This is a genomic window from Pseudomonas sessilinigenes (assembly GCF_003850565.1).
Taxonomy (GTDB): domain Bacteria; phylum Pseudomonadota; class Gammaproteobacteria; order Pseudomonadales; family Pseudomonadaceae; genus Aquipseudomonas; species Aquipseudomonas sessilinigenes.
On record NZ_CP027706.1, the window covers coordinates 6,774,096 to 6,799,008 of the forward strand.

Annotated in this window: 19 protein-coding genes; 7 read left to right on the top strand and 12 right to left on the bottom strand. The window is 62.8% G+C overall.

Annotated elements, in window-relative coordinates:
• Positions 1 to 25 precede the first annotated feature (25 nt).
• Both gyrA and mtnA read right to left on the bottom strand, forming a co-directional pair.
• Positions 26 to 2,692 carry a DNA gyrase subunit A gene (gyrA, locus tag C4K39_RS30855; protein ID WP_124348260.1) on the bottom strand — a complete coding sequence of 889 codons (2,667 nt, stop codon included), beginning with the start codon at positions 2,690 to 2,692 and terminating at the stop codon, positions 26 to 28.
• Positions 2,693 to 3,046: 354 nt separating this feature from the next.
• Positions 3,047 to 4,123, bottom strand: coding sequence for an S-methyl-5-thioribose-1-phosphate isomerase (gene mtnA / locus C4K39_RS30860; RefSeq protein WP_124348261.1), 1,077 nt, complete (start codon positions 4,121 to 4,123; stop codon positions 3,047 to 3,049).
• Positions 4,124 to 4,233: 110 nt separating this feature from the next.
• On the opposite strand from mtnA, the gene C4K39_RS30865 reads away from it, so the two are divergent.
• The 5 genes from C4K39_RS30865 (at position 4,234) to C4K39_RS30885 (ending at position 9,093) form a co-directional block, all read left to right on the top strand.
• A complete protein-coding gene (locus C4K39_RS30865) occupies positions 4,234 to 5,565 on the top strand; it encodes a TRZ/ATZ family hydrolase (protein WP_068587675.1) in 1,332 nt (443 codons plus the stop codon).
• A 61-nt stretch (positions 5,566 to 5,626) separates the two neighbouring features.
• Complete coding sequence (gene ubiG, locus C4K39_RS30870) at positions 5,627 to 6,325, top strand: bifunctional 2-polyprenyl-6-hydroxyphenol methylase/3-demethylubiquinol 3-O-methyltransferase UbiG (protein ID WP_124348262.1); 699 nt, start codon at positions 5,627 to 5,629, stop codon at positions 6,323 to 6,325.
• A gap of 3 nt (positions 6,326 to 6,328) precedes the next feature.
• Positions 6,329 to 7,000 carry an N-acetylmuramic acid 6-phosphate phosphatase MupP gene (gene mupP / locus C4K39_RS30875; RefSeq protein WP_068587672.1) on the top strand — a complete coding sequence of 224 codons (672 nt, stop codon included), beginning with the start codon at positions 6,329 to 6,331 and terminating at the stop codon, positions 6,998 to 7,000.
• 54 nt (positions 7,001 to 7,054) lie between these two features.
• Positions 7,055 to 7,795, top strand: a complete 741-nt coding sequence (locus tag C4K39_RS30880) for a YciK family oxidoreductase (protein ID WP_124348263.1) — start codon at positions 7,055 to 7,057, stop codon at positions 7,793 to 7,795.
• A gap of 368 nt (positions 7,796 to 8,163) precedes the next feature.
• Positions 8,164 to 9,093 (top strand): GGDEF domain-containing protein, encoded by a 930-nt coding sequence (locus C4K39_RS30885; protein WP_068587668.1) that lies wholly within the window; start codon positions 8,164 to 8,166, stop codon positions 9,091 to 9,093.
• A 63-nt stretch (positions 9,094 to 9,156) separates the two neighbouring features.
• Here C4K39_RS30885 and C4K39_RS30890 read toward each other — a convergent pair whose 3' ends face one another.
• The 7 genes from C4K39_RS30890 to C4K39_RS30920 form a co-directional block, all read right to left on the bottom strand.
• Positions 9,157 to 9,909 carry an iron-containing redox enzyme family protein gene (locus C4K39_RS30890; RefSeq protein WP_416220695.1) on the bottom strand — a complete coding sequence of 251 codons (753 nt, stop codon included), beginning with the start codon at positions 9,907 to 9,909 and terminating at the stop codon, positions 9,157 to 9,159.
• Between the two features lie 77 nt (positions 9,910 to 9,986).
• Positions 9,987 to 12,446 (bottom strand): EAL domain-containing protein, encoded by a 2,460-nt coding sequence (locus tag C4K39_RS30895; RefSeq protein WP_068587665.1) that lies wholly within the window; start codon positions 12,444 to 12,446, stop codon positions 9,987 to 9,989.
• 201 nt (positions 12,447 to 12,647) lie between these two features.
• The gene (locus C4K39_RS30900; protein WP_068587662.1) at positions 12,648 to 14,474 is read right to left on the bottom strand and encodes an ABC transporter ATP-binding protein; all 1,827 of its coding nucleotides are present in this window, start codon (positions 14,472 to 14,474) and stop codon (positions 12,648 to 12,650) included.
• The gene (locus tag C4K39_RS30905) at positions 14,467 to 15,069 is read right to left on the bottom strand and encodes a DsbA family protein (RefSeq protein WP_178083994.1); all 603 of its coding nucleotides are present in this window, start codon (positions 15,067 to 15,069) and stop codon (positions 14,467 to 14,469) included. The genes C4K39_RS30900 and C4K39_RS30905 overlap by 8 nt, the downstream gene beginning before the upstream one ends.
• 36 nt (positions 15,070 to 15,105) lie before the next feature.
• Complete coding sequence (trhO, locus tag C4K39_RS30910) at positions 15,106 to 16,047, bottom strand: oxygen-dependent tRNA uridine(34) hydroxylase TrhO (protein WP_068587659.1); 942 nt, start codon at positions 16,045 to 16,047, stop codon at positions 15,106 to 15,108.
• 185 nt (positions 16,048 to 16,232) lie between these two features.
• Positions 16,233 to 16,529 (bottom strand): BolA family protein, encoded by a 297-nt coding sequence (locus C4K39_RS30915; protein WP_124348265.1) that lies wholly within the window; start codon positions 16,527 to 16,529, stop codon positions 16,233 to 16,235.
• Between the two features lie 12 nt (positions 16,530 to 16,541).
• A complete protein-coding gene (locus tag C4K39_RS30920) occupies positions 16,542 to 17,057 on the bottom strand; it encodes a DUF2059 domain-containing protein (RefSeq protein ID WP_068587655.1) in 516 nt (171 codons plus the stop codon).
• Positions 17,058 to 17,248: 191 nt separating this feature from the next.
• Between C4K39_RS30920 and C4K39_RS30925 the strand changes: the two genes are divergently transcribed.
• Positions 17,249 to 18,643, top strand: a complete 1,395-nt coding sequence (locus C4K39_RS30925) for a class II fumarate hydratase (protein ID WP_124348266.1) — start codon at positions 17,249 to 17,251, stop codon at positions 18,641 to 18,643.
• 43 nt (positions 18,644 to 18,686) lie between these two features.
• Here C4K39_RS30925 and C4K39_RS30930 read toward each other — a convergent pair whose 3' ends face one another.
• From C4K39_RS30930 to pap, 3 genes are all read right to left on the bottom strand, one after another.
• Entirely contained in the window at positions 18,687 to 19,646 is a 960-nt protein-coding gene (locus C4K39_RS30930) for a DMT family transporter (protein WP_068587652.1), read from the bottom strand.
• Between the two features lie 155 nt (positions 19,647 to 19,801).
• On the bottom strand, positions 19,802 to 20,986 hold the full coding sequence (locus tag C4K39_RS30935) for a thiolase family protein (protein WP_068587650.1): 1,185 nt from the start codon (positions 20,984 to 20,986) through the stop codon (positions 19,802 to 19,804).
• 99 nt (positions 20,987 to 21,085) lie between these two features.
• Complete coding sequence (pap, locus tag C4K39_RS30940) at positions 21,086 to 22,600, bottom strand: polyphosphate:AMP phosphotransferase (protein ID WP_124348267.1); 1,515 nt, start codon at positions 22,598 to 22,600, stop codon at positions 21,086 to 21,088.
• 147 nt (positions 22,601 to 22,747) lie between these two features.
• On the opposite strand from pap, the gene mnmC reads away from it, so the two are divergent.
• A complete protein-coding gene (gene mnmC / locus C4K39_RS30945) occupies positions 22,748 to 24,724 on the top strand; it encodes a bifunctional tRNA (5-methylaminomethyl-2-thiouridine)(34)-methyltransferase MnmC2/FAD-dependent 5-carboxymethylaminomethyl-2-thiouridine(34) oxidoreductase MnmC1 (protein ID WP_124348268.1) in 1,977 nt (658 codons plus the stop codon).
• Positions 24,725 to 24,913: the final 189 nt, after the last annotated feature.

Below are 24,913 nucleotides of genomic sequence, written 5' to 3' on the forward strand. Positions count from 1 at the left end.
AACACTCTGCCCTGCTACGATTTATTTAGTCTTGCGACTCTTCTTCGGCTGCGGCACCTGCCTGGCCATCGCTGGTCTCATCCGACTCGGCTGCCGTACGCTGCGCAGCTTCCTCGAAGTCACCGCCCTCCTCGCCTTCCAGCTCGTCACCCTCGATTTCCGAAGGTTCCTGCACGCGCTCAAGGCCTACCAGGGTCTCGTCGTTGGCCAGCTTGATCAGGGTCACGCCTTGGGTATTACGGCCCAGGCTCGACACTTCGTCGACACGGGTACGCACCAGGGTGCCCTGATCGGAAATCAGCATGATCTCCTCTCCGTCCAGCACCTGCACCGCACCGACCAGACGACCGTTACGCTCGTTGCTGACCATGGCGATAACGCCCTGCCCGCCACGCTTGTACTCAGGGAACTCGGTGATGGCGGTACGCTTGCCGAAACCACGCTCGGAAGCGGTCAGGATCTGGCTGCCCTCTTCCGGAATCAACATGGAGATCAACTTCTGGCCTTCTGCCAGGCGCATGCCGCGTACGCCGCGAGCGGTACGCCCCATGGCGCGGACATCGGACTCCTTGAAGCGCGTTACCTTGCCGCCGTCGGAGAACAGCATGACTTCACGCTCGCCATCGGTGATCGCAGCGCTGATCAACACATCGCCCTCGTCCAGTTCCAGGGCAATCAAGCCGACGCTGCGTTGACGACTGAAGGACTCAAGCGGTGTCTTCTTCACCGTACCGTTAGCGGTAGCCATGAAGATGTAATGACCTTGGGTGTACTCCTCCACCGGCAACATGGTGGTGATGTACTCGCCATCGTCCAATGGCAGCAGGTTCACCAACGGACGGCCACGAGCCGCGCGGGAGGCTTCTGGGATCTCGTAGGTCTTGAGCCAGTACACCTTGCCCTTGCTGGAGAACAGCAACAGCGTGGTATGGCTGTTGGCGACCAGCAAGTGAGCGATGTAGTCCTCATCCTTGACGCCAGTGGCCGACTTGCCCTTGCCACCACGGCGCTGGGCCTGGTAGGCCGCCAACGGCTGGGTCTTGGCATAGCCGCCGTGGGAAATGGTCACCACGCGCTCTTCTTCCGGAATCATGTCGCCCAGGGTCAGGTCGAGGCGCGCATCGAGAATCTCGGTGCGGCGCACATCGCCGTACTCGGCGCGAATCACTTCCAGTTCCTCACGGATCACTTCCATCAAGCGCGTAGCGCTGTTGAGGATGCGGATCAGCTCGCCGATCTGATTGAGGATCTCCTGGTACTCGGCCAGCAGCTTCTCATGCTCCAGGCCAGTCAGGCGGTGCAAGCGCAACTCCAGGATGGCTTGCGCCTGCTCCGGGGACAGGAAGTACTTGCCATCGCGCAGGCCATACTGAGGGTCGAGGTTTTCCGGACGGCACGAGTCCGCGCCAGCACGCTCCACCATGGTCATTACCGCACTCGACTCCCAAGGCGTGCTGACCAGCGCTTCCTTGGCTTCCGACGGCGTCGGCGACGCCTTGATCAGGGCAATGACCGGATCGATGTTGGACAGGGCAACCGCCTGGCCTTCGAGGATATGGCCACGCTCACGGGCCTTGCGCAGCTCGAATACGGTACGCCGGGTGACCACTTCGCGACGATGGCGGACGAACGCTTCCAGCAGATCCTTCAAGTTGAGGATCCGCGGACGGCCATCGATCAGCGCAACGATGTTGATACCGAACACGCTCTGCAGCTGGGTCTGGGCGTAGAGGTTATTGAGGACCACCTCCGGAACTTCGCCACGACGCAACTCGATCACCACGCGCATACCGTCCTTGTCGGACTCATCGCGCAACTCGGTGATGCCTTCGAGCTTCTTCTCCTTGACCAGCTCGGCGATCTTCTCGATCAAGCGTGCCTTGTTGAGCTGATAAGGCAGTTCGGTAATGACGATCTGCTGGCGACCGCCGACCTTGTCGATGTCCTCGACAGTCGAGCGGGCGCGCATGTAGATACGGCCGCGACCGGTGCGATAGGCCTCGATGATGCCTTCGCGACCGTTGATGATCGCCGCGGTCGGGAAATCCGGCCCCGGGATGTACTGCATCAGGTCATCGACCGTCAGCTCGGGGTTATCGATCAGCGCCAGGCAGCCGTCGATGACTTCGCCGAGGTTGTGCGGCGGAATGTTGGTCGCCATGCCCACGGCGATGCCGCTGGAGCCGTTGACCAACAGGTTGGGGATCTTGGTCGGCATGACCGCGGGGATCAGTTCGGTGCCGTCGTAGTTCGGCACCCAGTCCACGGTTTCCTTGTGCAGGTCGGCCAGCAGCTCGTGCGCCAGCTTGGTCATGCGCACTTCGGTGTATCGCATGGCCGCCGCGTTGTCGCCGTCCACCGAACCGAAGTTGCCCTGGCCGTCTACCAGCAGGTAGCGCAGGGAGAATGGCTGGGCCATGCGGACAATGGTGTCGTATACAGCGGTATCGCCGTGCGGGTGATACTTACCGATCACGTCACCGACCACACGGGCAGATTTCTTGTACGGCTTGTTCCAGTCGTTACCGAGCTCGCTCATCGCGTACAGCACACGCCGGTGCACGGGCTTCAAGCCATCGCGCGCATCAGGCAGTGCCCGCCCGACGATTACGCTCATTGCGTAGTCGAGGTAGGACTGTTTCAGCTCGTCTTCGATATTGACCGGTAGGATTTCTTTGGCCAGTTCGCCCATGAGAAGCCTGATTCCTTTTTCTGGTGAAACTTCGCCACATCCAGACAGGACGAACGAAGCTCGCCGCTGCAGGCCTAGTGCCATGCACCGACTTACGACAAATCAACAAGTTATGCCATGGATTTGCGCAGTAGAGGCGGTCGCGTCGAACCGCCTTGGAAACCGCCGGATGTTATCACAATCGCCGCCACGCACCTATCCCCCTGATGCGCATGGAGCATAGTTAGTTGACCGGTGACCGCCTGATAAGGGACGACAGGCGCTCAGAGACCCAACTCGCCCCTATTCATGAGGTTTTTTACCCACCTGGCAGCTATTCCCACGAGCCTGAATCGACCACCTGGCTCCCAGGTCTCAATGCAAGCGCTTGCGGCACATCAACTGGGCCAGCTTGGCCGCATCCGGACGCTCGACTACGCCCTTTTCAGTGACGATCGCGTCGATCAGGTCCGCAGGTGTAACGTCGAACACCGGATTGAAGACCTCGACTTCAGGCCCCACCCGCTTGCCATCCAGCTCTAGCAGCTCCCGGGCATCGCGCTCCTCGAGGACGATGTCTTCGCCACTGGCCAGCCCCATGTCGATGCTCGAACTGGGCGCCACCACCATGAAGCGCACACCGTGATGCATGGCATTGACCGCCAGCTGGTAGGTACCGATCTTGCTGGCCACATCTCCGTTGGCAGCGATCCGGTCAGCACCGACGATCATCCAGGTCGGCCCCTTGGTCTTCATGATATGTGCCGCGGCGGAATCAGCATTCAAGGTCACGGCAATACCGTCGCCGGCCAGCTCCCAGGCCGTCAAGCGCGAGCCTTGCAGCCCAGGCCGGGTTTCATTGACATACACCCGCTCCACCATGCCTTCCAGCCACGCCGCGCGAATCACCACCAGGGCCGTGCCAAAACCACCCGTGGCAAGGCCTCCGGCATTGCTGTGGGTCAATAGCGCCTGGGGATTGCCCTGGTGCCTGCGAATCAGCTCGACCCCAAACTGGGCCATGGTCAGGTTCGCCTCGCGATCACTTTCATGAATCTCCAGGGCTTCCTGCTCCAGGGCCGCCACTGGGTCGGCACACTCCTTGACCCGCTCCAGGCGCTCGCTCATGCGATTCACCGCCCAGGAGAGGTTGAACCCGGTAGGGCGTACGTCGGCCAACCGCTGGAAATCCGCCTGCGAGGCCGCGACCCAATCGCCACCCGCGGCAAAACGCGCCCTGGCCGCCAGAACCGCGCCATAGGCCGCGCTGATGCCAATGGCCGGCGCGCCGCGCACCGCCATCGAGCCGATGGCCTCGATCACTGCGCCGACGCTGTCGCAGGCGATCCAGCGCTCCTCAAGAGGCAAGGCTCGCTGATCGAGCAGATACAGGGTGCCATCTCGCCAAGCAATGGCCTTCACCTTCTCCGCAGCCAACAGACGATCGCGCATCCCTCACCCCGTACTCATGACAAAAGCCGCCGATTATAGCGATCCCCCCGCGAAGACGCTCGGGTATACTTCGCCATCCTTCTATTCGCAAAGCCCTGGACCGATCCTCGATGCCGAACCGTGAAACCGCGCTCGACCTTCTGCTGCTGCCCACCTGGCTGGTGCCCGTGGAGCCAGCTGGCGTCGTGCTCAAGGAACATGGCCTGGGCATCCGCGATGGTCGCATCGCCTTCATCGGCCCACGCAGCGCAGCCCTGAAGCAGCAGGCCAGCGAAGTGCGCGAACTCCCGGGCATGCTGCTCAGCCCAGGACTGGTCAATGCCCACGGGCATGCGGCCATGACCCTGTTTCGCGGCCTGGCCGACGACCTGCCATTGATGACCTGGCTGGAGAAGCACATCTGGCCCGCCGAAGCCAAATGGGTCGATGAGAGCTTCGTCCACGACGGCACGGACCTGGCGATCGCCGAACAGATAAAAGGCGGCATCACCTGCTTCTCCGACATGTACTTCTTTCCCAAGGTTGCCAGCGAACGCGTCCATAACAGCGGCATCCGCGCCCAGATCGCCATCCCCGTGCTGGACTTCCCGATCCCCGGCGCCCATGACGCCGACGAAGCCATTCGCCAGGGCGTAGAACTGTTCGCCGACCTCAAGCACCACCCTCGCATCAGGATCACCTTCGGCCCTCATGCCCCCTACACCGTCGGCGATGAGAATCTGGAGAAAGTCCGGATGATCGCCGAGGAACTCGACGCCTCGATCCACATGCATGTGCATGAAACCGCGTTCGAAGTGCAGCAGGCCATGGAGCAGCGCGGCGAACGGCCATTGGCCCGCCTTGCCCGCCTGGGACTCCTGGGACCACGCTTCCAGGCCGTTCACATGACTCAAATCAGCGATGAGGACCTGGCTTTACTGGTAGAAACCAATACCAGTGTGATTCATTGCCCAGAATCAAACCTGAAACTGGCCAGCGGCTTCTGCCCGGTGGAGCGCCTGTGGCAAGCCGGGGTCAATGTCGCTGTCGGCACCGACGGCGCCGCCAGCAACAACGACCTCGACCTGCTGGGCGAAACCCGCACAGCGGCGCTGCTGGCCAAGGCCGTATCGGGTTCGGCAACGGCCCTGGACGCCCATCGCGCCCTGCGCATGGCGACCCTCAACGGTGCCAGGGCCATGGGCCTGGAGACCGAGGTGGGCTCCCTGGAAATCGGCAAGGCCGCGGATCTGGTGGCATTCGACCTCTCCGGCCTGGCCCAGCAACCGATCTACGACCCGGTGTCGCAGCTGATCTACGCCACCGGTCGCGATTGCGTAGCGCACCTGTGGGTAGCCGGCAAGCAGCTGCTGGATGACCGGCAACTGACTCGGATGGATGAGCGACAACTTGGCGAAACCGCCCGCAGCTGGGGCCAACGCATCGGCGGACACGCCCAATAACCCCGGCCTTGAGCTGAAGCTTGAGGCCATACAAAGATTTTTTAGCTTTGGAGCATTACCCATGAGCAACGTCGACCACGCCGAAATCGCCAAGTTCGAAGCCCTGGCCCATCGCTGGTGGGATCGCGAAAGCGAGTTCAAGCCCCTGCACGACATCAACCCACTGCGAGTCAACTGGATCGACGAACGCGTCAACCTGGCCGGCAAGAAGGTCCTGGACGTCGGCTGCGGCGGCGGCATCCTCAGCGAAGCCATGGCCCAGCGCGGCGCTACAGTCACCGGCATCGACATGGGCGAAGCCCCGCTGGCAGTTGCCCAACTGCACCAGCTGGAGTCCGGCGTCAACGTCGAATACCGGCAGATCACCGCCGAAGCCCTGGCCGAGGAAATGCCTGGAGCGTTCGACGTCGTCACCTGCCTGGAGATGCTCGAACACGTTCCCGACCCATCATCGGTGATTCACGCGTGCTTTCGCATGGTCAAGCCTGGCGGCCAGGTGTTCTTCTCCACCATCAACCGCAACCCCAAGGCCTACCTGTTCGCCATCGTCGGCGCCGAATACATCATGAAGCTGCTGCCTCGCGGCACCCACGACTTCAAGAAATTCATCCGCCCTTCCGAACTGGGTGCCTGGAGCCGCTCCGCCGGCCTGACCGTCAAGGACATCATCGGCCTGACCTACAACCCACTGACCAAGCACTACAAGCTGGCAGCGGACGTGGACGTCAACTACATGATCCAGACTTTGCGAGAGGAGTAAGACATGGCCATCAGAGCCGTTCTTTTCGACATGGATGGCACGCTGCTCGATACCGCACCGGATTTCATCGCCGTTTGCCAGGGCATGCGCCGCGACCGCGGCTTACCGCCCATCGCCGACCAGCACATCCGTGACGAGATTTCCGGCGGAGCCCGGGCCATGGTTGCCGTGACCTTCTCCATGGACCCGCAATCCCCGGGTTTCGAGGAGCTGCGCCAGGAGTTTCTCGAGCGCTACCTGGAGAACTGCGCCGTGCATAGCCGGCTCTTCGATGGCATGGGCGAGCTGCTGGAAGACATCGAACGAGCGAACCTGACGTGGGGCGTGGTCACCAACAAGCCCCTGCGTTTCGCCGAGCCAATCATGCAGCAGCTGGGACTGGCCGAGCGCTCGGCCCTGCTGATCTGCCCGGATCACGTGAAAAACAGCAAGCCGGACCCCGAACCACTGACCCTTGCCTGCAAGATGCTTGATCTGGACCCGTCCACCGTCCTGTTCGTCGGCGATGACCTGCGGGACATCGAGTCGGGTCGCGATGCTGGCACCAAGACCGCTGCCGTGACCTATGGCTACATCCACCCGGACGACAACCCCCGGCACTGGGGCGCCGACGTGGTGGTCAACCACCCACTGGAACTGCGCCAGGTCCTGGATAACGCATTGTGCAGCTGCTGAGCCGCACGTCCGGCCGAACGCCGGGAACGCTCCAATTTCTGTTGAGGTCCCTTTATGTTTGACTACTCCGCTCGCCCCGAACTGCTCAAGGACCGGATCATCCTGGTCACCGGCGCCGGCCGCGGCATCGGTGCCGCCGCCGCCAAGACCTACGCCGCCCATGGCGCTACCCTCCTCTTGCTCGGCAAGACCGAAGCCAACCTGACCGAGGTCTACGACGCCATCGAGGCCGCCGGGCACCCGCAACCGGCCGTGATCCCATTCAACCTGGAAACTGCCCTGCCGCATCAGTACGACGAACTGGCAGCCATGATCGAAGCCGAGTTCGGCCACCTCGACGGCCTGCTGCACAATGCGTCGATCATCGGTCCGCGTACCCCGCTGGAACAGTTGTCCGGGGAAAACTTCATGCGAGTCATGCAAGTCAACGTCAACGCCACATTCATGCTGACCAGCACATTGCTGCCACTGCTCAAGCTGTCCCAGGACGCCTCGGTGGTCTTCACCTCCAGCAGCGTGGGTCGCAAGGGCCGTGCCTACTGGGGCGCCTATGGCGTATCCAAGTTCGCCACCGAGGGCCTGATGCAGACCCTGGCCGACGAACTGGACACCGTGGCGCCGGTACGTGCCAACAGCATCAACCCAGGCGCGACCCGGACCAGCATGCGGGCCCAGGCCTACCCGGGCGAGAACCCCAGCAAGAACCCGATGCCCGAAGAAATCATGCCGGTCTACCTGTACCTGATGGGCCCGGACAGCACCGGCATCAATGGCCAGGCTTTCGACGCACAATAACGCCCCACCGTTCGTCGCGACGGAATACCGTCGCGACTCCTCGATAAAGCCCGCGTCCTGCGAGGTTTTAGCCAAACAAATGTCATCTACGGTGACAGCATTTTTCAGCTGCAATTCAAGCATTTGAATTCAAAAGAGTTTTACTCATCTGAACTGAATGGCACGAGTTTCGCTCTAAGAGCACTCAAGACACCGTGCCTTGGCACCGTGGAAAACGGCTTTTATCGGGGCGTGGAAGCCCGAGATGAAGCGGCATAAAATATGCGCGATTGTCCTACGGGACTGAAGGAACAGTACGACGCGCAGCTCCGAGCCGCTCTCACCCAGCCAGTAAGACCCTATACCGTGCTCAGGGGGCGCAAGCTCAGATGAAGATTCCCACCCAGAACAACGCAATTGACTTTGATAGCGCCAAATTGCAACGCCTGGGCTTTACTCAACAATCGCCACTGCTCAAGCAGCCTGTGAGCCTGGCGCAATTGCGCCAGCAACTGGGCCTGCAATTGCAGACCAGCCTGGAGCCGCAGCGCATCCTTGGTCTGTTCTTTCGCGAAGTACAACGCCTGGTCCCCCTGGACGCCCTGCACTACCAGCACGCTCCCAGCGATCTGCGCCTGGAATTCGGCCAGCGCGGGCACCACTCCATCAGCTACAGCCTCAGCCACGAAGGCGAGCCCATGGGCGAGCTGCTCTTTCGCCGCAACCAGCGCTTCAGCGATAGCGAGCAGGCACACCTGGAATCATTGCTGTCTACCTTGCTGTACCCGATGCGCAATGCGCTGCTGTACCGCGCCGCAACCCGTAGCGCCCTGCGAGATCCGCTGACCGATACCGGCAACCGCATCGCCATGGATCAGACCCTGGAGCGGGAAATCGAAATGGCTCGCCGCCACCTGCTGCCATTGTCACTCCTGATGCTGGATATCGACCACTTCAAGCGCATCAACGACAGCTACGGCCACAGCACGGGCGATGAAGTACTCAAGGCCGTTGCTGCCTCGATCAAGGGGCAATTGCGCAATGTGGACATGGTCTTTCGATTTGGCGGGGAGGAGTTCCTGGTCCTGTTGTCCAACACCGGTCGCGAAGCGGCGGCAATGGTGGGAGAGCGCCTGCGCAATGCCACCCAAGTACAGGAATATCGGGCCGACAATGGCAGCCCCATCGAGCTGACCGTCAGCCTAGGCTGCGCAACGCTATTGCCGGGAGAGTCCGCCGAGAGCCTGTTACGCCGTGCGGACAGTGCGCTGTACGTCGCCAAGCGCGAAGGGCGCAACCGACTGGCGATGGCCGGCTGAACGCGGTGAAAACATCGCCACAAGCACGGTTGCTTGCGGCGATCTTGCCTGCCAACTGCTGACTCAGCCCTCGGCCAGCGCCAGGCGCTCGCGGGTTACCGTGACCTTCTCCAGTTGCATGCAACGCTCCAGGAACAGGTACATGTAGTCATAGCTCTTGCAGATCGCCTGGCGCAGCTCCACTTGCAGGGCCTTGCTCGGATTCAGCCCCGCCAGGGTCACGATGATCTCCAGTGCCTCCCAAGGGTGGGCATCATCGTATTGCGCATGCATCTTCAACCACTTCATGGCGCGCTTGCGATCGTCCTCAGGGAAGGAGGCCGCATAGATGCCATTGGAGCAGACCAGGGCCGACCACTCGCCAGTGGCGCCTTCAATGGCGTAGTTGGTGGCGGCAATGGCGACGATCAACGAGTCCGCCGAGCTGGTATGCCAGCACCAATGGCTCAACGCATGCAGTTCCGGTGGCACCTGCTGCGCCTGCAGGTCTTCCAGGGTCACCCCGTGGGCCCGGCTCCAATGCACCCAGTAATCGGCATGATTGAGCTCGACTCGAATGTTGCGCATCAGCCAGCGGCGCGCCATGTCCTCACCTGGATGGCGGGCAAAGCGAGTCTTGGTCAGGTTCTGCGCCATGTACAGGGCGAATTGCTCCACCACCGGCCAACCGCCGATGAGGTACTGGCGCATGACCTTCGGGCTGAGCTTGTTATCCCGCATGCGCTGGTACAGCTCATGCTCTACGACGCGGCGCTTGCTCTCGCTGCAGTCCTGGATCAATTGCTGGGTCCAGGCGGGGTAACTGGCAGCTTCCATGAGCGGGCCGGTTCGGCTGAATGTGTCGATCACTGTCGGGCTCCTTTTGATTGTGATGTATGGATCCAAAAGAGGTTTCAACGGAACGTGCCGGGCGCCTTGAACAACAGGGGCCGTGGCCGCACGGGTCGACACTGCAAACTGTCACAGGTAAACAACTGCGGGCGCTCAATGAGGTAGCCCTGAGCATAATCCACGCCGATCTCGAGCAATGCCTGCTCGATCTGCGGTGTTTCGACAAACTCGGCAATCGTGCGCTTACCCATGACATGCCCGATGTGATTGATCACTTCGACCATGGCACGGTTAATCGGGTCGTCCAGCATATCCTTTACGAAACTTCCATCGATCTTTAGGAAGTCTACAGGCAAATGTTTGAGATAAGCGAACGACGACATTCCCGCACAAAAGTCATCCAGGGAAAAATGACAACCTAAGCCCTTGAGTTCATTTATAAAACGAATTGCACTGCCCAGATTCGCGATTGCGCTGGTTTCAGTAATTTCGAAGCAGATCATCTTTGGCGGCACGCCATAGGCGGCAAACTGCTCGCGCAGGAAGTCGAGGAACTCGTCATCGCCAATCGTGATGCCGGACAGATTGATCGCGCACATCGCCATCGGCCCTTCGCGCCCCTCTTCGATGCACTGGGCGATGACCTTGAATACATTCTGTACTACCCAACGATCCAGGGCCGTCATCAAGCCATAGCGCTCGGCCGCCGGGATGAAGCTGTCCGGGAGGATCATGCGGCCCGCCTCGTCATGCAGGCGCAGGAGAATCTCGACATGTCCAGTATCACCCTCTACATGCCCCAGGGCGGTGATCTCCTGGGAGTAAAGGCAGAACCGGTTCTCCTCCAGGGCCATGTGCAAGCGCTGGACCCAAGCCATCTCGCCAAAACGCAGGGACAGCTCCGAATCGTCGGCATGATAGACCTGCACCCGATTACGGCCCTTTTCCTTGGCCATGTAGCACGCCATGTCGGCAGCGCGCAAAGACGCCTCCAGGGTCGTTGGAGTCTGCGCAACATGCACCAGGCCGATGCTCACGGTGGTCACGAACGGCCGGCCCTTCCAGACGAAATGCAGGTTCTGCACGGTCTGGCGCAGGCCTTCGGCAATTTTCTCCGCGGCCTCCGGCGAGCAGTTCTCAAGCAAGATGCCGAACTCATCCCCACCCAGCCGGGCCAGGGTATCGCCTTCGCGCAGGCCCGATTGCAACAGCGCGCAAATATGGCGCAGCAACTCGTCACCGGCAGCATGGCCACAGGTATCGTTGACCAGCTTGAACTGATCCAGATCCAGGAACATCAGTGCATGCCGGGCCGGCTGGCGCGCCAGGTTATGCAGGGCCTGCTCCAGGCGGAACTCGAATTCCCGGCGATTGGCCAGCCCGGTCAGGGCATCATGGGTCGCCTGCCAGGACAGGTTGGCGATGTACTGGCGCTCCTGGGTCATGTCATGCAGCACCAGCACCGCACCGCTGACCTTGCCGGCATTGCGGATCGGTGCCCCGACCAGAGTCACCGAGACCGTACTGCCATCCAGGCGCTGAATCAGCTTGGAATGCTCGCTGCCACCGCTGAGCCGGCCACTGAGGATATGCTCGATCAAGGCAAAACCGTCGGCCTGGGCATTTTCATCCAGCACGCTGAACAGCGCCGCCAGGGGTAGGCCCACAGCCTGCTCGGCCTTCCAGCGGGTCAACTCCTCGGCGGCCGGGTTCATGTAGGCGATGGCCCCCTCGACGTCCGTGGTGATCACTCCATCGCCGATGGACTGCAAGGTGATCTGCGCCCGCTCCTTTTCCAATTGCAGGGCACTGGCGAAGGCATGACGTTGCGCCAACAGCTTATGGGTACGCAACAACGCCAGCGCGATCAGGATCAGCGCCGTGGCCAGGTTGGTCACCAGCAACAGCCGCAGGATCACCCGTGACCCCTCGCCCAAGGCATCGCTGAAAGCCTTGGCAGCCGGGGTGACGCCATCGTTGATCGCAAAGATCTCACTCTTCCAGCGCTGGATATCGGCTTCGCTGGCGGTATTGTCGCTGATGCCCCGGTGCATCTCCCGCGCCACCGTATCCAGTTGCAGCAGGTAGCTGTCCCCTACGGTCCAGCGGTCGATGGCTTTTTCCAAGTAGCTGAAATGGCGGAAATTGAGATACAGCCAGATCAGGCTGGAAACATCGTCAGGGTGATTGCCGCCTTTGAGAATCCCCAGGCGGGCAGCCTCCAGGTCCGGCGGCTGGCGATCCAGGGCCACGCGCAGCTCATGCCCGCCCTGGGGCACGGCGATCGCATTCTGGTATTTGAGGAAGGCGCCTTCGTCGCGGCTGTCCGCATACAGGCTCAAGTAGTAGATGGCGTCCTTCTGGCCCTTGGACCACAGGCTTTCGCCGGCGACATAACCACGCACAGCCGATAGGACATACAGGCTGAGGCCACCCAATAGTGCCTGGAACACCACCACCGCAATGAAGGGCCAGACAATGCCCAACAACCGTGGCGTTGCGAAAGTCCGCTTTTGCTTCATGAGGGTCCTTGCTTCAGCACTGCCAAATGAACACCCAGTAGTCCCGCCTCAGACAGCACAGATTAGGCTAATTTGCGCAGCCCTGAGGCAAGGCAAACGACTGCCGGATGGGGCCTCTTGCTAAAAGCCTCCACCCGCTGTTTCTGAAACGGTCAATACACCTGGAAATTCAAGCACTAAGCACAGAAAACAGGATAAAACTCAAGGTGATCTAACCTGCTGCAAATGCCCATAGAGCTTGGCATACAAGCCGCCATCGGCGATCAACTGCTGATGGTCGCCATCTTCGGCGATCTGCCCGCCATCGAAGACCAATACCCGGTCGGCCTGCTTCACCGCCGAGAGCCGGTGCGCAATGATCAGCGTAGTCCGCCCCTGCAGGAAACGCGTCAATGCCTGATGCAGGTTGTACTCGGTAGCGGCGTCCAGCGCAGAGGTCGCTTCATCGAGTATCACCACCTTGGGTTCGGCCAGGACCATCCGGGCGATCGCCAGGCGCTGGCGCTGGCCGCCGGACAAGCGCACCCCGGAGCGCCCGACCACGGTATCCAGCCCTTGAGGCAGGGCCCTGACCGTCACGTCCAGCTGGGCGATCTCCAACGCCTGCCAGCAGGCATTGTCGCTGCGCTCGCGGCCCATGGTCAGGTTGGCCCGGACCGTATCGTTGAACAGCGCTGGATGCTGCAGCACCACCGCGACGTTCTCGCGCACGGTATCCAGGCCGATCTCCTGCTGCGTCGAACCACCGAAGCGAATGCTGCCGGTCTGCGGCGTATACAACCCCAGCAACAGCTGCACCAAGGTGCTCTTGCCACCGCCACTGGCCCCGACAATGGCCACCTTCTCCCCGGGGGCGATGGACAGGTTCATGTTGTCCAGTACCCGCTCATCGCCATAACCGAAGCTCAGGCCACGGACCTCGATACCGACGGTCTCCCGGCCCTGGAACGGGTCCACGCCTCCTGCATATTGCGGTTCATCGGCGCGCGCCAGCAGCTCGTTGATCCGGGTCAACGCCCCGCCCGCGGCGTAATAGGCGTACTGCAAGTTCAGCAATTGCTCCACCGGACCGATCATGAACCACAGGTAGCTGAACACTGCCAGCATCTGGCCGATGGACAAGTCGGAAAACAGCACCGTGAGCATGGCAGCGGCGCGAAAGATATCGATGCCGAACTGGAACAACAGGCCGCTGGCCCGACCCGAAGCATCGCTTTTCCATTGCGAGGCCACGGCATAATCCCGCACCTCCTCGGCCCGTTGCCCAAGGCGGCCAAGGAAGTAGCCCTGGCGATTGCCCGCACGCACCTCCTGGATAGCCTCCAGGGTCTCGGTCAGGGCTTGGGTGAAACGCGAAGTGCTGTCGTTTTCCAGCTTCTTCAAATGCTTGACCCGCTTGCCCAGCTGCACCGTGGCAAAGATCACCAAGGGGTTGAACAACAGGATCAACAAGGCCAGCTTCCAGTGCATCCACACCAGGATCCCGGCCGTACCCACCAACGTCAGCATGGCCACCAGGAAACGACTCAAGGTCTCGCCGACGAACTTGTCCACGGTGTCCAGGTCGGTCACCAGGTGAGTGCTCACGGTGCCGCCCCCCAGGCTTTCATACTCACCCAGGGAAATGCGCTTGAGGCGCTCGATCAAACGGACGCGGATGCGGTAGACGATGTCCTTGGCCAGGCTGGCGAACAGTCGCGCCTGGACCACGTTGAACACCAGGGCCGAGCATCGCAGGATCAGGGTCACCAGCAACATCAACCCGATGTAGCCGGCAGCGCTGTGCCAGGAACCCGGCAGGAAGCGCTGCATGATCTGCAACGCTCCATCGCCATGCCCCAGCAACACTTCATCCACCAGCAACGGCAGCAACAGCGGAATGGGCACACTGCACAGGGTGGCCAGGACCGCCACACCGTTGGCGATCCACAACGACCGCTTGTGCTGCAGGGCCAGGCGGCGGATTTCCGCCCAACTCAGACGATCGACGGCCTTCGCGCCAGCGCCTGGATCGACCGGCTCAGGCACAGGCGGCACGCTCCAGCCAACGCCCCAGCAGCGGCGACAATTGGTCGAGCGGCTGGTAGCCGTTGGTCAGCAGCGCCAGCTGGCCATTGCGTTCGGCCAGCAAGGTGGGAAACCCGGCGATCCCCAGATCCTGGACCCAGGTGAAATCCGCCGCCGTGGCCGCATGCTGGTCAGCCCGGTCGAACGCTGCGGCGAATTCGATGCGCGGCACCCCGGCCTGCTCGGCCAGCTCCACCAGGACACTGGCCAGGGTCACATCCCGACCCTCGACGTAGAACGCCCGCTGGATCAGGCCCAGCAGGCTCCAGGCACAATCTGCTGCCAGCCCGCGAGCCGTGACGATGGCCCGGCAGGCCGGCTCGGTGTCGTAGACGAACCCGTCAGGCAAAGCCCCCTCGAACGTGAAGGGCTGGCCGGTCGCCTGTTGCACCGCCTGCCAGTGCTCGAGGATATAGCGCCGGGTATTGGGCTCCAGCGCCGAGCCACTGCCGGTGCGCAACCCGCCCACCACCAGGTGCAGTTCGACCCCGGCGGCCTTCGCCTGCTCGGCAAGGGCCTGGGCCACGGGCGCAAACCCCCAGCACCATGAACACATCGGGTCCATCACATACAGCAGGCGGGCAGACATGGCTCAGGCCTCGGTGGATGCTTGCTTGTAGTTGTAGCCAATCGGGTGCGGCTGGTTGCGAGCCTTGGCCAACTCGATCTGCTTCTGCCGGTCGATGGCGCTGCGGCGGGTCTTCTCGCTCAGCGTATCCCAGCAATGTGGGCAACTGATGCCAGGCACGTAGTGCTCGGAAGTGCGCTCCTCGACGCTCACCGGAGTACGGCAGGCATGACATTGATCGTAGTCGCCTTCGCTGAGGTCGTGACGTACGGTGACCCGGTTGTCGAACACGAAGCAGTCGCCCTGCCACTTGCTTTCTTGCTGCGGCACTTCCTCGAGGTACTTGAGGATCCCGCCCTTGAGGTGGAACACCTCGCCGAAACCTTCGCTGAGCATGTAGCTCGAAGCCTTCTCGCAGCGAATGCCGCCGGTGCAGAACATCGCCACTTTCTTGTGCTTGCTGGGGTCGAAGTTGGCCCGGATGTAGTCCGGGAACTCACGGAAGGTGGTGGTCTTCGGATCGATGGCGCCCTCGAAGGTGCCAATGGACACTTCATAGTCGTTGCGAGTATCGATCAGCAGCACCTCGGGGTCGCTGATCAGGGCGTTCCAGTCCTGGGGCTCGACATAGGTCCCGACCTGCTTGTTCGGGTCCACGCCCGGCACACCCAGGGTGACGATTTCCTTCTTGAGCTTGACCTTGGTGCGGTAGAACGGCTGCTCGTCGCAGTACGACTCCTTGTGGTCGATGTCGTGCATGCGCGGGTCGTTCTTGAGCCAGGCCAGCAGGCCGTCGATACCTTCGCGGCTGCCGGAAACCGTGCCATTGATGCCTTCCTCGGCGATCAGCAGGGTGCCCTTGATGCCGTTGTCGAGCATGGCCTGCAGCAAAGGCTCGCGCAGGCTGACGTAATCTTCCAGGGTGACGAACTTGTACAGTGCCGCCACGACGATGGGTTGAGTCATGGGTAATCTCCAGGTGGCTACCCTCGCAAAGGGTGAACCGGATGCAAAAAAAAACGCGCCGGCTAAGCGGCGCGTTGCGTATTGTAACAGGAAGGCGGTGGCAAGCTCCAAGTCTCGAATGGCAAGCGACCCACCGAGCCGGAAATCCCGGAGTTGCAGCCTGCCGCCGAAGCCCGCGGCTACTCCTAGGGATGACCACCGGCACAGGTTGGCGAAGCCGGGGCCGCGCCGATCGTTTCCCACTCCTGGGGCGTATAGGTATGCAGCGCCAGGGCATGGAACTGGCCCATCAGCTCGCCCAGGGTGGCGTAGACCTTTTGATGGCGCTTGACGCTGTTGAGGCCGGCGAACTGCTCGCTGACCAGCACCGCCTTGAAGTGGGTTTGCAAACCACGGCTATGCATGTGGCTTTCATCCAACACTTGCAAATGCTCAGGCTGCAGGCCCGCCAGCGCCGTTTCGATCCGTTGTTGCATGGTCATCACGAGCTCCGCTTACTTCTTCTTCGCCGGAGCGGCCTTCGGCTCCAGCTCAGCGGTCATGTCGGCCAGCAGCTTGTTGACCACCGGTACCGCGCTTTCCAGCTTGCCCTGGGTCATCTGCGCCGATTGCTGGGTCAGCTGGGGCATTTTTTCCAGGACTTTCTTGCCCAGCGGCGACTGGTAGAAAGCCACCAGGTCCTTGAGCTCCGATTCACTGAAGTTGCTGGTGTAGAGCTTGACCATGTCCGGCTTCAGCTTGTTCCAGCCGATCGCCTGGTCCAGGGCGGCATTGGCCTTGGCCTGGTAGGTTTCCAGCAGCGCGCGCTTGGACTCCGGAGCCTTGGTCTGCTCGAAGCGCTGGGCGAACATCTGCTGGACTTGCATGTAGACCGGGGTACCGAGCTTGTCGGCATGGGCCAGGGTCAGGAAGGCCTCGGCACTGGCGTTGTGGCTGGCGGTATCGGCGAGAACCTGGCCGCTGGCACACACCAGAGCAACCGCGGTACAGATGGCGCGAAGACGAGTCATCGAGTTTCCTTTTCTAGCAAGCGAGGTAAAACCCCAAGGGCGCCCATTCTGCGCCTATTGATCCGCGTCCCTCAACCCCGGCCCAGGACAGCCCCGGGTTTGCCCGGGCAAACCCGACAAAACCCGGTCAAGGGAACCCGGGCCACGGATCACGGCCTAAACTGGCCAGTCAGACTAGGAGGATCGCCACGATGAATCGAATCGAAACTGACAGCCTGGGCCAGGTTGAAGTCCCGCAGGAAGCCTACTGGGGCGCGCAGACCCAACGCTCGCTGGTCAACTTCGCCATTGGCAGCGAACGCATGCCACTCTCGGTGCTGCATGCCCTGGCCTTGATCAAGAAAGCCGCCGCCCGGGTCAACAACCGTAACGGCGATCTGCCCGCCGACATCGCCCGGCTGATCGAACAAGCCGCCGACGAAGTGCTGGCCGGCGAGCATGACGACCAGTTCCCGCTCGTGGTGTGGCAAACCGGCAGCGGCACCCAAAGCAACATGAATGTCAACGAGGTCCTGGCCGGACGGGCCAACGAACTGGCTGGCAACCCTCGCGGCGGCAAGACGCCAGTGCATCCCAACGACCACGTCAATCGCTCGCAGAGCTCCAACGACTGCTTCCCCACGGCAATGCACATCGCCGCGGCCCAGGCCGTGCAGTTCCAGTTGCTGCCGGCCATCACCGAGCTGTCCGGCGGCCTGGCCGAGCTGTCGGCAAGGCACATGAAGCTGGTGAAGACCGGGCGTACCCACATGATGGATGCCACACCGATCACCTTCGGCCAGGAAGTCTCGGCGTTCATCGCCCAATTGAGCTACGCCGAACGTGCGATCCGCGCTGCCCTGCCGGCCATTTGCGAACTGGCCCAGGGCGGGACCGCCGTGGGCACCGGACTCAACTCGCCCCACGGCTTCGGGGAAGCCATTGCCGCCGAACTGGCTGCTTTGTCTGGCCTGCCGTTCGTCACCGCGCCGAACAAGTTCGCGGCCCTGGCCGGCCATGAACCACTGACCACCCTGTCCGGCGCGCTCAAGACCCTGGCCGTGTGCCTGATGAAGATCGCCAACGACTTGCGCCTGCTGGGCTCGGGCCCCCGGGCCGGGCTGGCGGAAGTCAAGCTGCCGGCCAACGAGCCGGGCAGCTCGATCATGCCGGGCAAGGTCAACCCGACCCAGTGCGAAGCCCTGTCGATGCTGGCCTGCCAAGTGATGGGCAACGACACCACCATTGGTTTTGCCGCCAGCCAGGGCCACCTGCAGTTGAACGTGTTCAAACCGGTGATCATCCACAACCTGCTGCAATCGATCCGCCTGCTGGCCGATGGCTGCAGCAACTTCCAGCACCACTGCATTGCCGGCCTGGAACCCGATCCAGTGCAAATGGCCGCCCATCTGGAACGTGGCCTGATGCTGGTAACGGCGCTCAACACCCATATCGGCTACGACAAGGCCGCCGAGATCGCCAAGAAGGCCTATGCCGAAAACCTGACCCTGCGCGAAGCGGCCCTGGCACTGGGCTACCTGGACGATGCGCAGTTCGACGCCTGGGTTCGTCCGGAAAACATGCTGGAAGCCGGAAAACAGGGCTGATACCGAAAGCGGGCGGTTGTCTGCACGAAACCGCCCGTGATCGTCACCCGACGGCGCCGCGCCGACGCCGTGCCCGCAGCCCTTCGATCAGCGACGGCCCCAGGGCCGTCAACGCAGACCCCAGCACCACCAGCAGCGCACCGCCGTAACCCAGGCCGTTGATCTGTTCCGCGTGCACGTACGCCGGCCACATCCAGGCCGCCCAGGCCACGGCGGCGAAGGTCACCAGCGGGGTGATGGCCAGGGTCGCGCTGACCCGCGATGCCTCCCAATGGGCCAGGGCTTCGGCAAACGCGCCATAGGCCACCAGGGTATTGAGGCAGCAGGCCAGCAACAGCCAACCTTGCAATGGCGTCAGCGCCAGGACCTCCAACGGATGAACCCAGGGCGTGAGCAGCAAGGCGCAGGACAGGTAGATCACCATCATTACCTGCAACGAGTTCCACACACTCAACAGCTGCTTCTGGCCCAGGGCATAGAAGGTCCAGACCGCCGATGCCGCCAGCACGGTGAGCACGCCAGCGGTGTAGTCGCCCAGGGACGTCAGCAACTCGGCCAGGCGCTGGTTGAAGAACAACCCAAACCCCACCAGCAACACCAGCAGGCCCAGGCCCTGCCCCAGGCTGAAGCGCTCCTTGAACACCAGCACACTGGCGATCAGCAGCAAGATCGGCCCCATCTGCACCACCAGTTGCGCGGTGCCCGGGCTCAACAGGTTCAGGCCCATCAGGTACAGCACGTAGTTGCCCACCAGGCCGCCCACAGCAAGTGGCACCAGCCAGGCGCCCCGCGGCCCGAGCCGTCGCCAGTCGGGCAAGCGCCGTACCGCCGCCAGGTAGATCAACAGGCACCCGCCGGACACCAGCAAGCGAAACCAGGTCACCGTGACCGGGTCCATCGCTTGCAGCACTTGCTTGAGCTTGATGGGCAGGATGCCCCAGAGCACCGCGGTCACCAACGCGAGGAACAGGCCATAGGCCCAACGACCGGATGAAACGTGCATGCCAACCCCACAAAACCTGCCAGCGACGGGCACATTCTAGGGCCGCAGCCCAGGGTGACACAGCAGCCGTGAGCGGCCGAGCGCAAACAGGACAGTCCAGGTCGCAAACACGCAAGCCGGCCCCATCGGAGCCGGCTCGTATAGCGCCAATCAGCCTAGCGCACGGCCTCGAACAGCCCGGTAGCGCCCATGCCGCCACCCACGCACATGGTGACGATGCCGTAGCGCAGGTTGCGCCGCTGCAGCTCACGCACCAGGTGCCCGACCTGGCGCGAGCCGGTCATGCCATAGGGGTGGCCGATGGCGATCGAGCCGCCATTGACGTTGTAGCGGGCGTTGTCGATCTCCAGGCGCTCGCGGGCATACAGGCACTGGGAAGCGAAGGCCTCGTTGAGTTCCCACAAGTCGATGTCGGCGATGCTCAGGCCCTTGGCCTTGAGCAGCTTGGGTACCGAGAACACCGGGCCGATGCCCATCTCGTCCGGCTCGCAGCCAGCCACAGTGAAGCCACGGAAGAACGCCTTGGGCTTGAGCCCCAGGGCCAGCGCCCGCTCCAGGCTCATCACCAGGGTCATCGAGGCCCCATCGGACAACTGCGAGGAGTTGCCAGCGGTGACCGAACCATCCTCGGCAAACACCGGCTTGAGCGCCGCCAGGTTCTCCAGGGTGGTGTCCGGGCGGTTGCAGTCGTCGCGATCCACCACGCCATCGAGGATCTGCACCTGCCCGGTGTTCTTGTCCTCGACCTTGTACTTGACCGCCATCGGCACGATCTCGTCGTCGAACAGGCCGGCGGCCTGGGCCTGGGCGGTGCGCTGCTGGCTCTGCAGGGCGTAGCGGTCCTGGCTTTCACGGCTTACGTTATAGCGTCGAGCCACCACCTCGGCGGTCTGGCCCATGGGGAAATAGATGCCTGGTACCTGCTCCTTGAGCAATGGATTGATCAGGTTCTCGGTATTGACGCTCTTCATGGTCAGGCTGATGGATTCCACCCCGCCGGCGACGATGATGTCGCTGCAGCCGGAGGCGATCTGGTTGGCGGCGATGGCGATCGCCTGCAACCCCGAGGAACAGAAACGGTTGAGGGTCATGCCCGCGGTGCCGGTGCCCAGGGCCGAAAGCACCGCGACGTTGCGCCCGATGTTGTAGCCCTGGGCGCCTTCGTTGGAGCCGGCGCCGACGATGCAATCCTCGACGCTGGCCGGGTCGATGCCAGTGCGCGCCAGCAGCGCATTGACACAATGGGCGGCCATGTCGTCCGGGCGGGTTTGGTTGAACTTGCCCCGGAAGGACTTGGCCAGGCCAGTCCGCACGCTGTCGACTATCACCACTTCACGCATGACGCTCTCCTTGTTGTTGCCAGCTCAAGAGCGTCGAGCATAGATCCGCGGCCAACAGGCCGCGACGATCATTCATTAGCCGTATGCGCGGCCATCGACCTACTTCTTGTGCTTCTTGTCGTGCCGCTCGCTGCGCTCGAAGGCCTCTTCCAGCGCCCGGTTGAGGGTACGCAGGACCTTGACCCGGGCCCAGCGCTTGTCGTTGGCCTCTACCAGGGTCCAGGGCGCCACTTCGGTACTGGTGCGGTCGACCATATCGCCCACCGCAGTACGGTAGTCATCCCACTTGTCACGGTTGCGCCAGTCGTCCTCGGTGATCTTGAAGCGCTTGAAGGGGATCTCTTCGCGCTCCTGGAAACGCTCCAGCTGGGTGTCCTTGTCGATGGCCAGCCAAAACTTCACCACGATCACCCGGGCATCGGCCAACTGCTCCTCGAAGTCGTTGATCTCGCTGTAGGCCCGCAGCCAGTCGGCCGGACTGCAGAAGCCCTCGACCCGCTCCACCAGCACCCGGCCGTACCAGGAACGGTCGAAGATGGTGAACTTGCCCCGGGCCGGGATCTGCCGCCAGAAACGCCAGAGGTAAGGCTGCGCACGCTCGTCTTCGGACGGCGCGGCAATCGGCACGATGCTGTACTGGCGCGGGTCCAGCGCCGCCGCCACCCGGCGGATGGCGCCGCCCTTGCCCGCCGCATCATTGCCCTCGAACACCGCCACCAGGGCGTGCTTGCGCATGCGTTTGTCGCGCAACAGGCCGGCCAGGCGCGCCTGTTCGGTAATCAGTTGCTCTTCGTAGTCGTCCTTGTCCAGGTGCTGGGTCATGTCCAGGCTGTCCAGCAGGCTCAGCTGATCCACCGAGAGTGGCAACGGCGCGGCATTGACCTGGGCCGGCTTGAGCGGCATGCGGGCCAGGGCGCTCTGCAATCCCTCCAGGAGAATCCGTCCCACGGTGAGGCTGCGGTAATGCGGGTCGACACCCTCGATCACATGCCAGGGCGCATAGTCGCGACTGGTGCGGCGCAACACCCGCTCGCCATACTTGACGAACTTGTCGTAGGTCTCCGATTGCTGCCAGTCCAGCGGGCTGATGCGCCAGCTGTGCAGCGGGTCTTCCTGCAAGGCCTTGAGCCGGGCCTTCATCTGTTTTTTGGACAGGTGGAACCAGAACTTGAAGATCAATGCGCCCTCATCGCAAAGCATCTTCTCCAGGCGTTCGGCAGCATTGATCGCCTGGTCCAGGCGCGGGTCCTTGATCTCTCCATGCACCCGCCCCTGGAGCATCTGGCTGTACCAGTTGCCGAAGAACACCCCCATGCGGCCCTTGGCCGGGAGCATCCGCCAATAGCGCCAGGCCGGTGGCCGCGACAGCTCCTCGTCGGTCTGCTGGTCGAAAGTACGCACCTCGATCAGGCGCGGGTCCATCCATTCGTTGAGCAGCTTGACCGTCTCGCCCTTGCCCGCTCCTTCCACGCCATTGATCAACACGATCACCGGGAACCTGGCCTTCTGGCGCAACTCGAACTGCGCCTCCAGCAAAGCTTCGCGCAAGGCCGGCACTTCGGCGTCGTAGGTTTCCTTGTCGATGGCGTGACCGATTTCAGCGGATTCGAACATGGGTGGCTCCCTTCCAAGAATTTTCCAAGACTAGCGGATGGCCCCAGGCCAGGGAAAACAAATCTCCGAGCACCAACGCCTTGCCATGGATCAAGCGCCAACCCGGTGATCGGCTAGAATGGCCGCCTTGCGCCACACGAGCCGAACATGACAGCAGAACTGCCCCACGCCCAGCTCGACTGGGACGACCAAGGACGCCCGCGTTCGCGGGTCTTCGACGATGTGTATTTCTCCACCGATTCGGGCCTGGATGAAACCCGCCACGTCTTCATCGAACAGAACCGCCTGGGTGAACGCTTCGCCGCCCTGGCCGCCGGCCAGCGCTTCGTCATCGGCGAGACCGGCTTCGGCACCGGGCTGAACTTCCTCTGCGCCTGGCAACTGTTCCGGCAACAAGCGCCGGCCGGCGCGCGCCTGCATTTCGTCAGCGTCGAGAAATACCCCCTGAGCCACGCCGACCTGCAACGGGCCCTGGCCCTGTGGCCGGAACTGGCCGAGCTGGCGCAGCCGCTGCTGGGGCAGTACCAGGCGATCCACGGCGGTTTCCAACGCCTGGTGCTGGACGCAGGCAGGGTCACGCTGACCCTGCTGATCGGCGATGCCCTGGAGCAACTGCCGCAACTGGACGCCCAGGTGGACGCCTGGTTCCTCGACGGTTTCGCCCCCTCGAAAAACCCCGAGATGTGGACACCCGAGCTGTTCGCCGAACTGGCTCGCCTGGCCGCACCGGGCGCAAGCATCAGCACCTTCACCAGCACCGGCTGGGTGCGGCGCCTGTTGAACGCCGCCGGCTTCAAGATGAAGCGCACCCCGGGCATCGGTCATAAATGGGAAGTGCTGCGCGGTGAGTTCCTTGGCTGGCCCGAAGAAACTCCCGCTCCGGTAGCAGCCAAGCCCTGGTTCGCCCGCCCACCGCTACAAGGCAAGACCGCCCTGGTGATCGGCGGCGGCTTGGCGGGTTGCTCCAGTGCCGCCAGCCTGGCCGCCCGTGGTTGGCAGGTTCAACTGCTCGAGCGCCATGGGCAACTGGCCCAAGAGGCCTCGGGCAATCCCCAGGGCGTGCTCTACCTCAAGCTGTCGGCCCACGGCACGGCGCTGTCGCAGATGATCCTCAGCGGCTTCGGCTATACCCGCCGCCAGCTGGAGCACCTGCAACGAGGCCTGGACTGGGACGGCTGCGGCGTCCTGCAACTGGCGTTCAACGCCAAGGAAGCCGAGCGCCAGGCACAACTGGCCACGGCCTTTGCCCACGACTTGCTGCATATCCTGGACCAGGAGCAAGCCCAGGCCCGGGCCGGCATTGGCCTGGAACACGGCGGGCTGTTCTTCCCTGAAGGGGGCTGGGTCCATCCGCCGGCGCTGTGCCAATGGCAAGCCGGGCATTCAGGCATCCAGGTCCTGACCCATCGACAGGTGCTGGAACTGCGCCGGGTCGACCAGCAGTGGCAGGCCTGGGACGGCGAACAGCTACTGGCCAGCGCTGCCGTGGTGATCCTCGCCGGCGCCGCCGAGATCAAGCAGTTTCCCCCCAGCGCCGAGTTGCCCCTCAAGCGCATCCGTGGGCAGATCACCCGCCTGCCGCAAACGGCGCGCAGCCAGGCCCTGGCCACGGTGGTCTGCGCCGAAGGCTATGTCGCCCCGCCCCGGCTGGGGGAGCACACCCTGGGCGCCAGCTTCGACTTCAACAGCCAGGACCTGGCCCCGACCACCGCCGAGCACGCGGGCAACCTGGAGATGCTGCGGGAGATCTCCAACGATCTGCTGCAACGCCTGGACGCCGAGCACCTGCCCCTGGAAGACCTGCAAGGCCGTGCGGCCTTTCGCTGCACCAGCCCGGACTACCTGCCCATCGTCGGTCCGCTGGCGGATGCCGCCGCCTTTGCCCACACCTATGCCGCCCTGGGCCGGGACGCCCGCCAGGTACCGGACCTGCCCTGCCCCTGGCTCGAAGGCCTGTACATCAACAGTGGCCATGGCTCACGTGGCTTGATCACCGCACCGCTGTCGGGGGAGCTACTGGCCGCCTGGCTGGAAAACGAGCCCCTGCCACTGCCCAGGAGCGTGGCCGAGGCTTGCCATCCGAACCGCTTCGCCCTGCGCCGGTTGATTCGCGGCAAGCCCTGAAACAGAGCCTCTGCAACCGCATACCCGAGGCGCAGCCTGCTCCTTCCCTGCCCTACCCCGGCCCGTCCGGGGTTGGACAGGACCTGGCGCTTATAACCCATCGATCTAAAACTCCCGAGTTATGCACAGGTCAGTTTCCTGGTAGCCGTCATTTTGGCGGCGACGGATTGACTCTTCCCCAACGGAAAA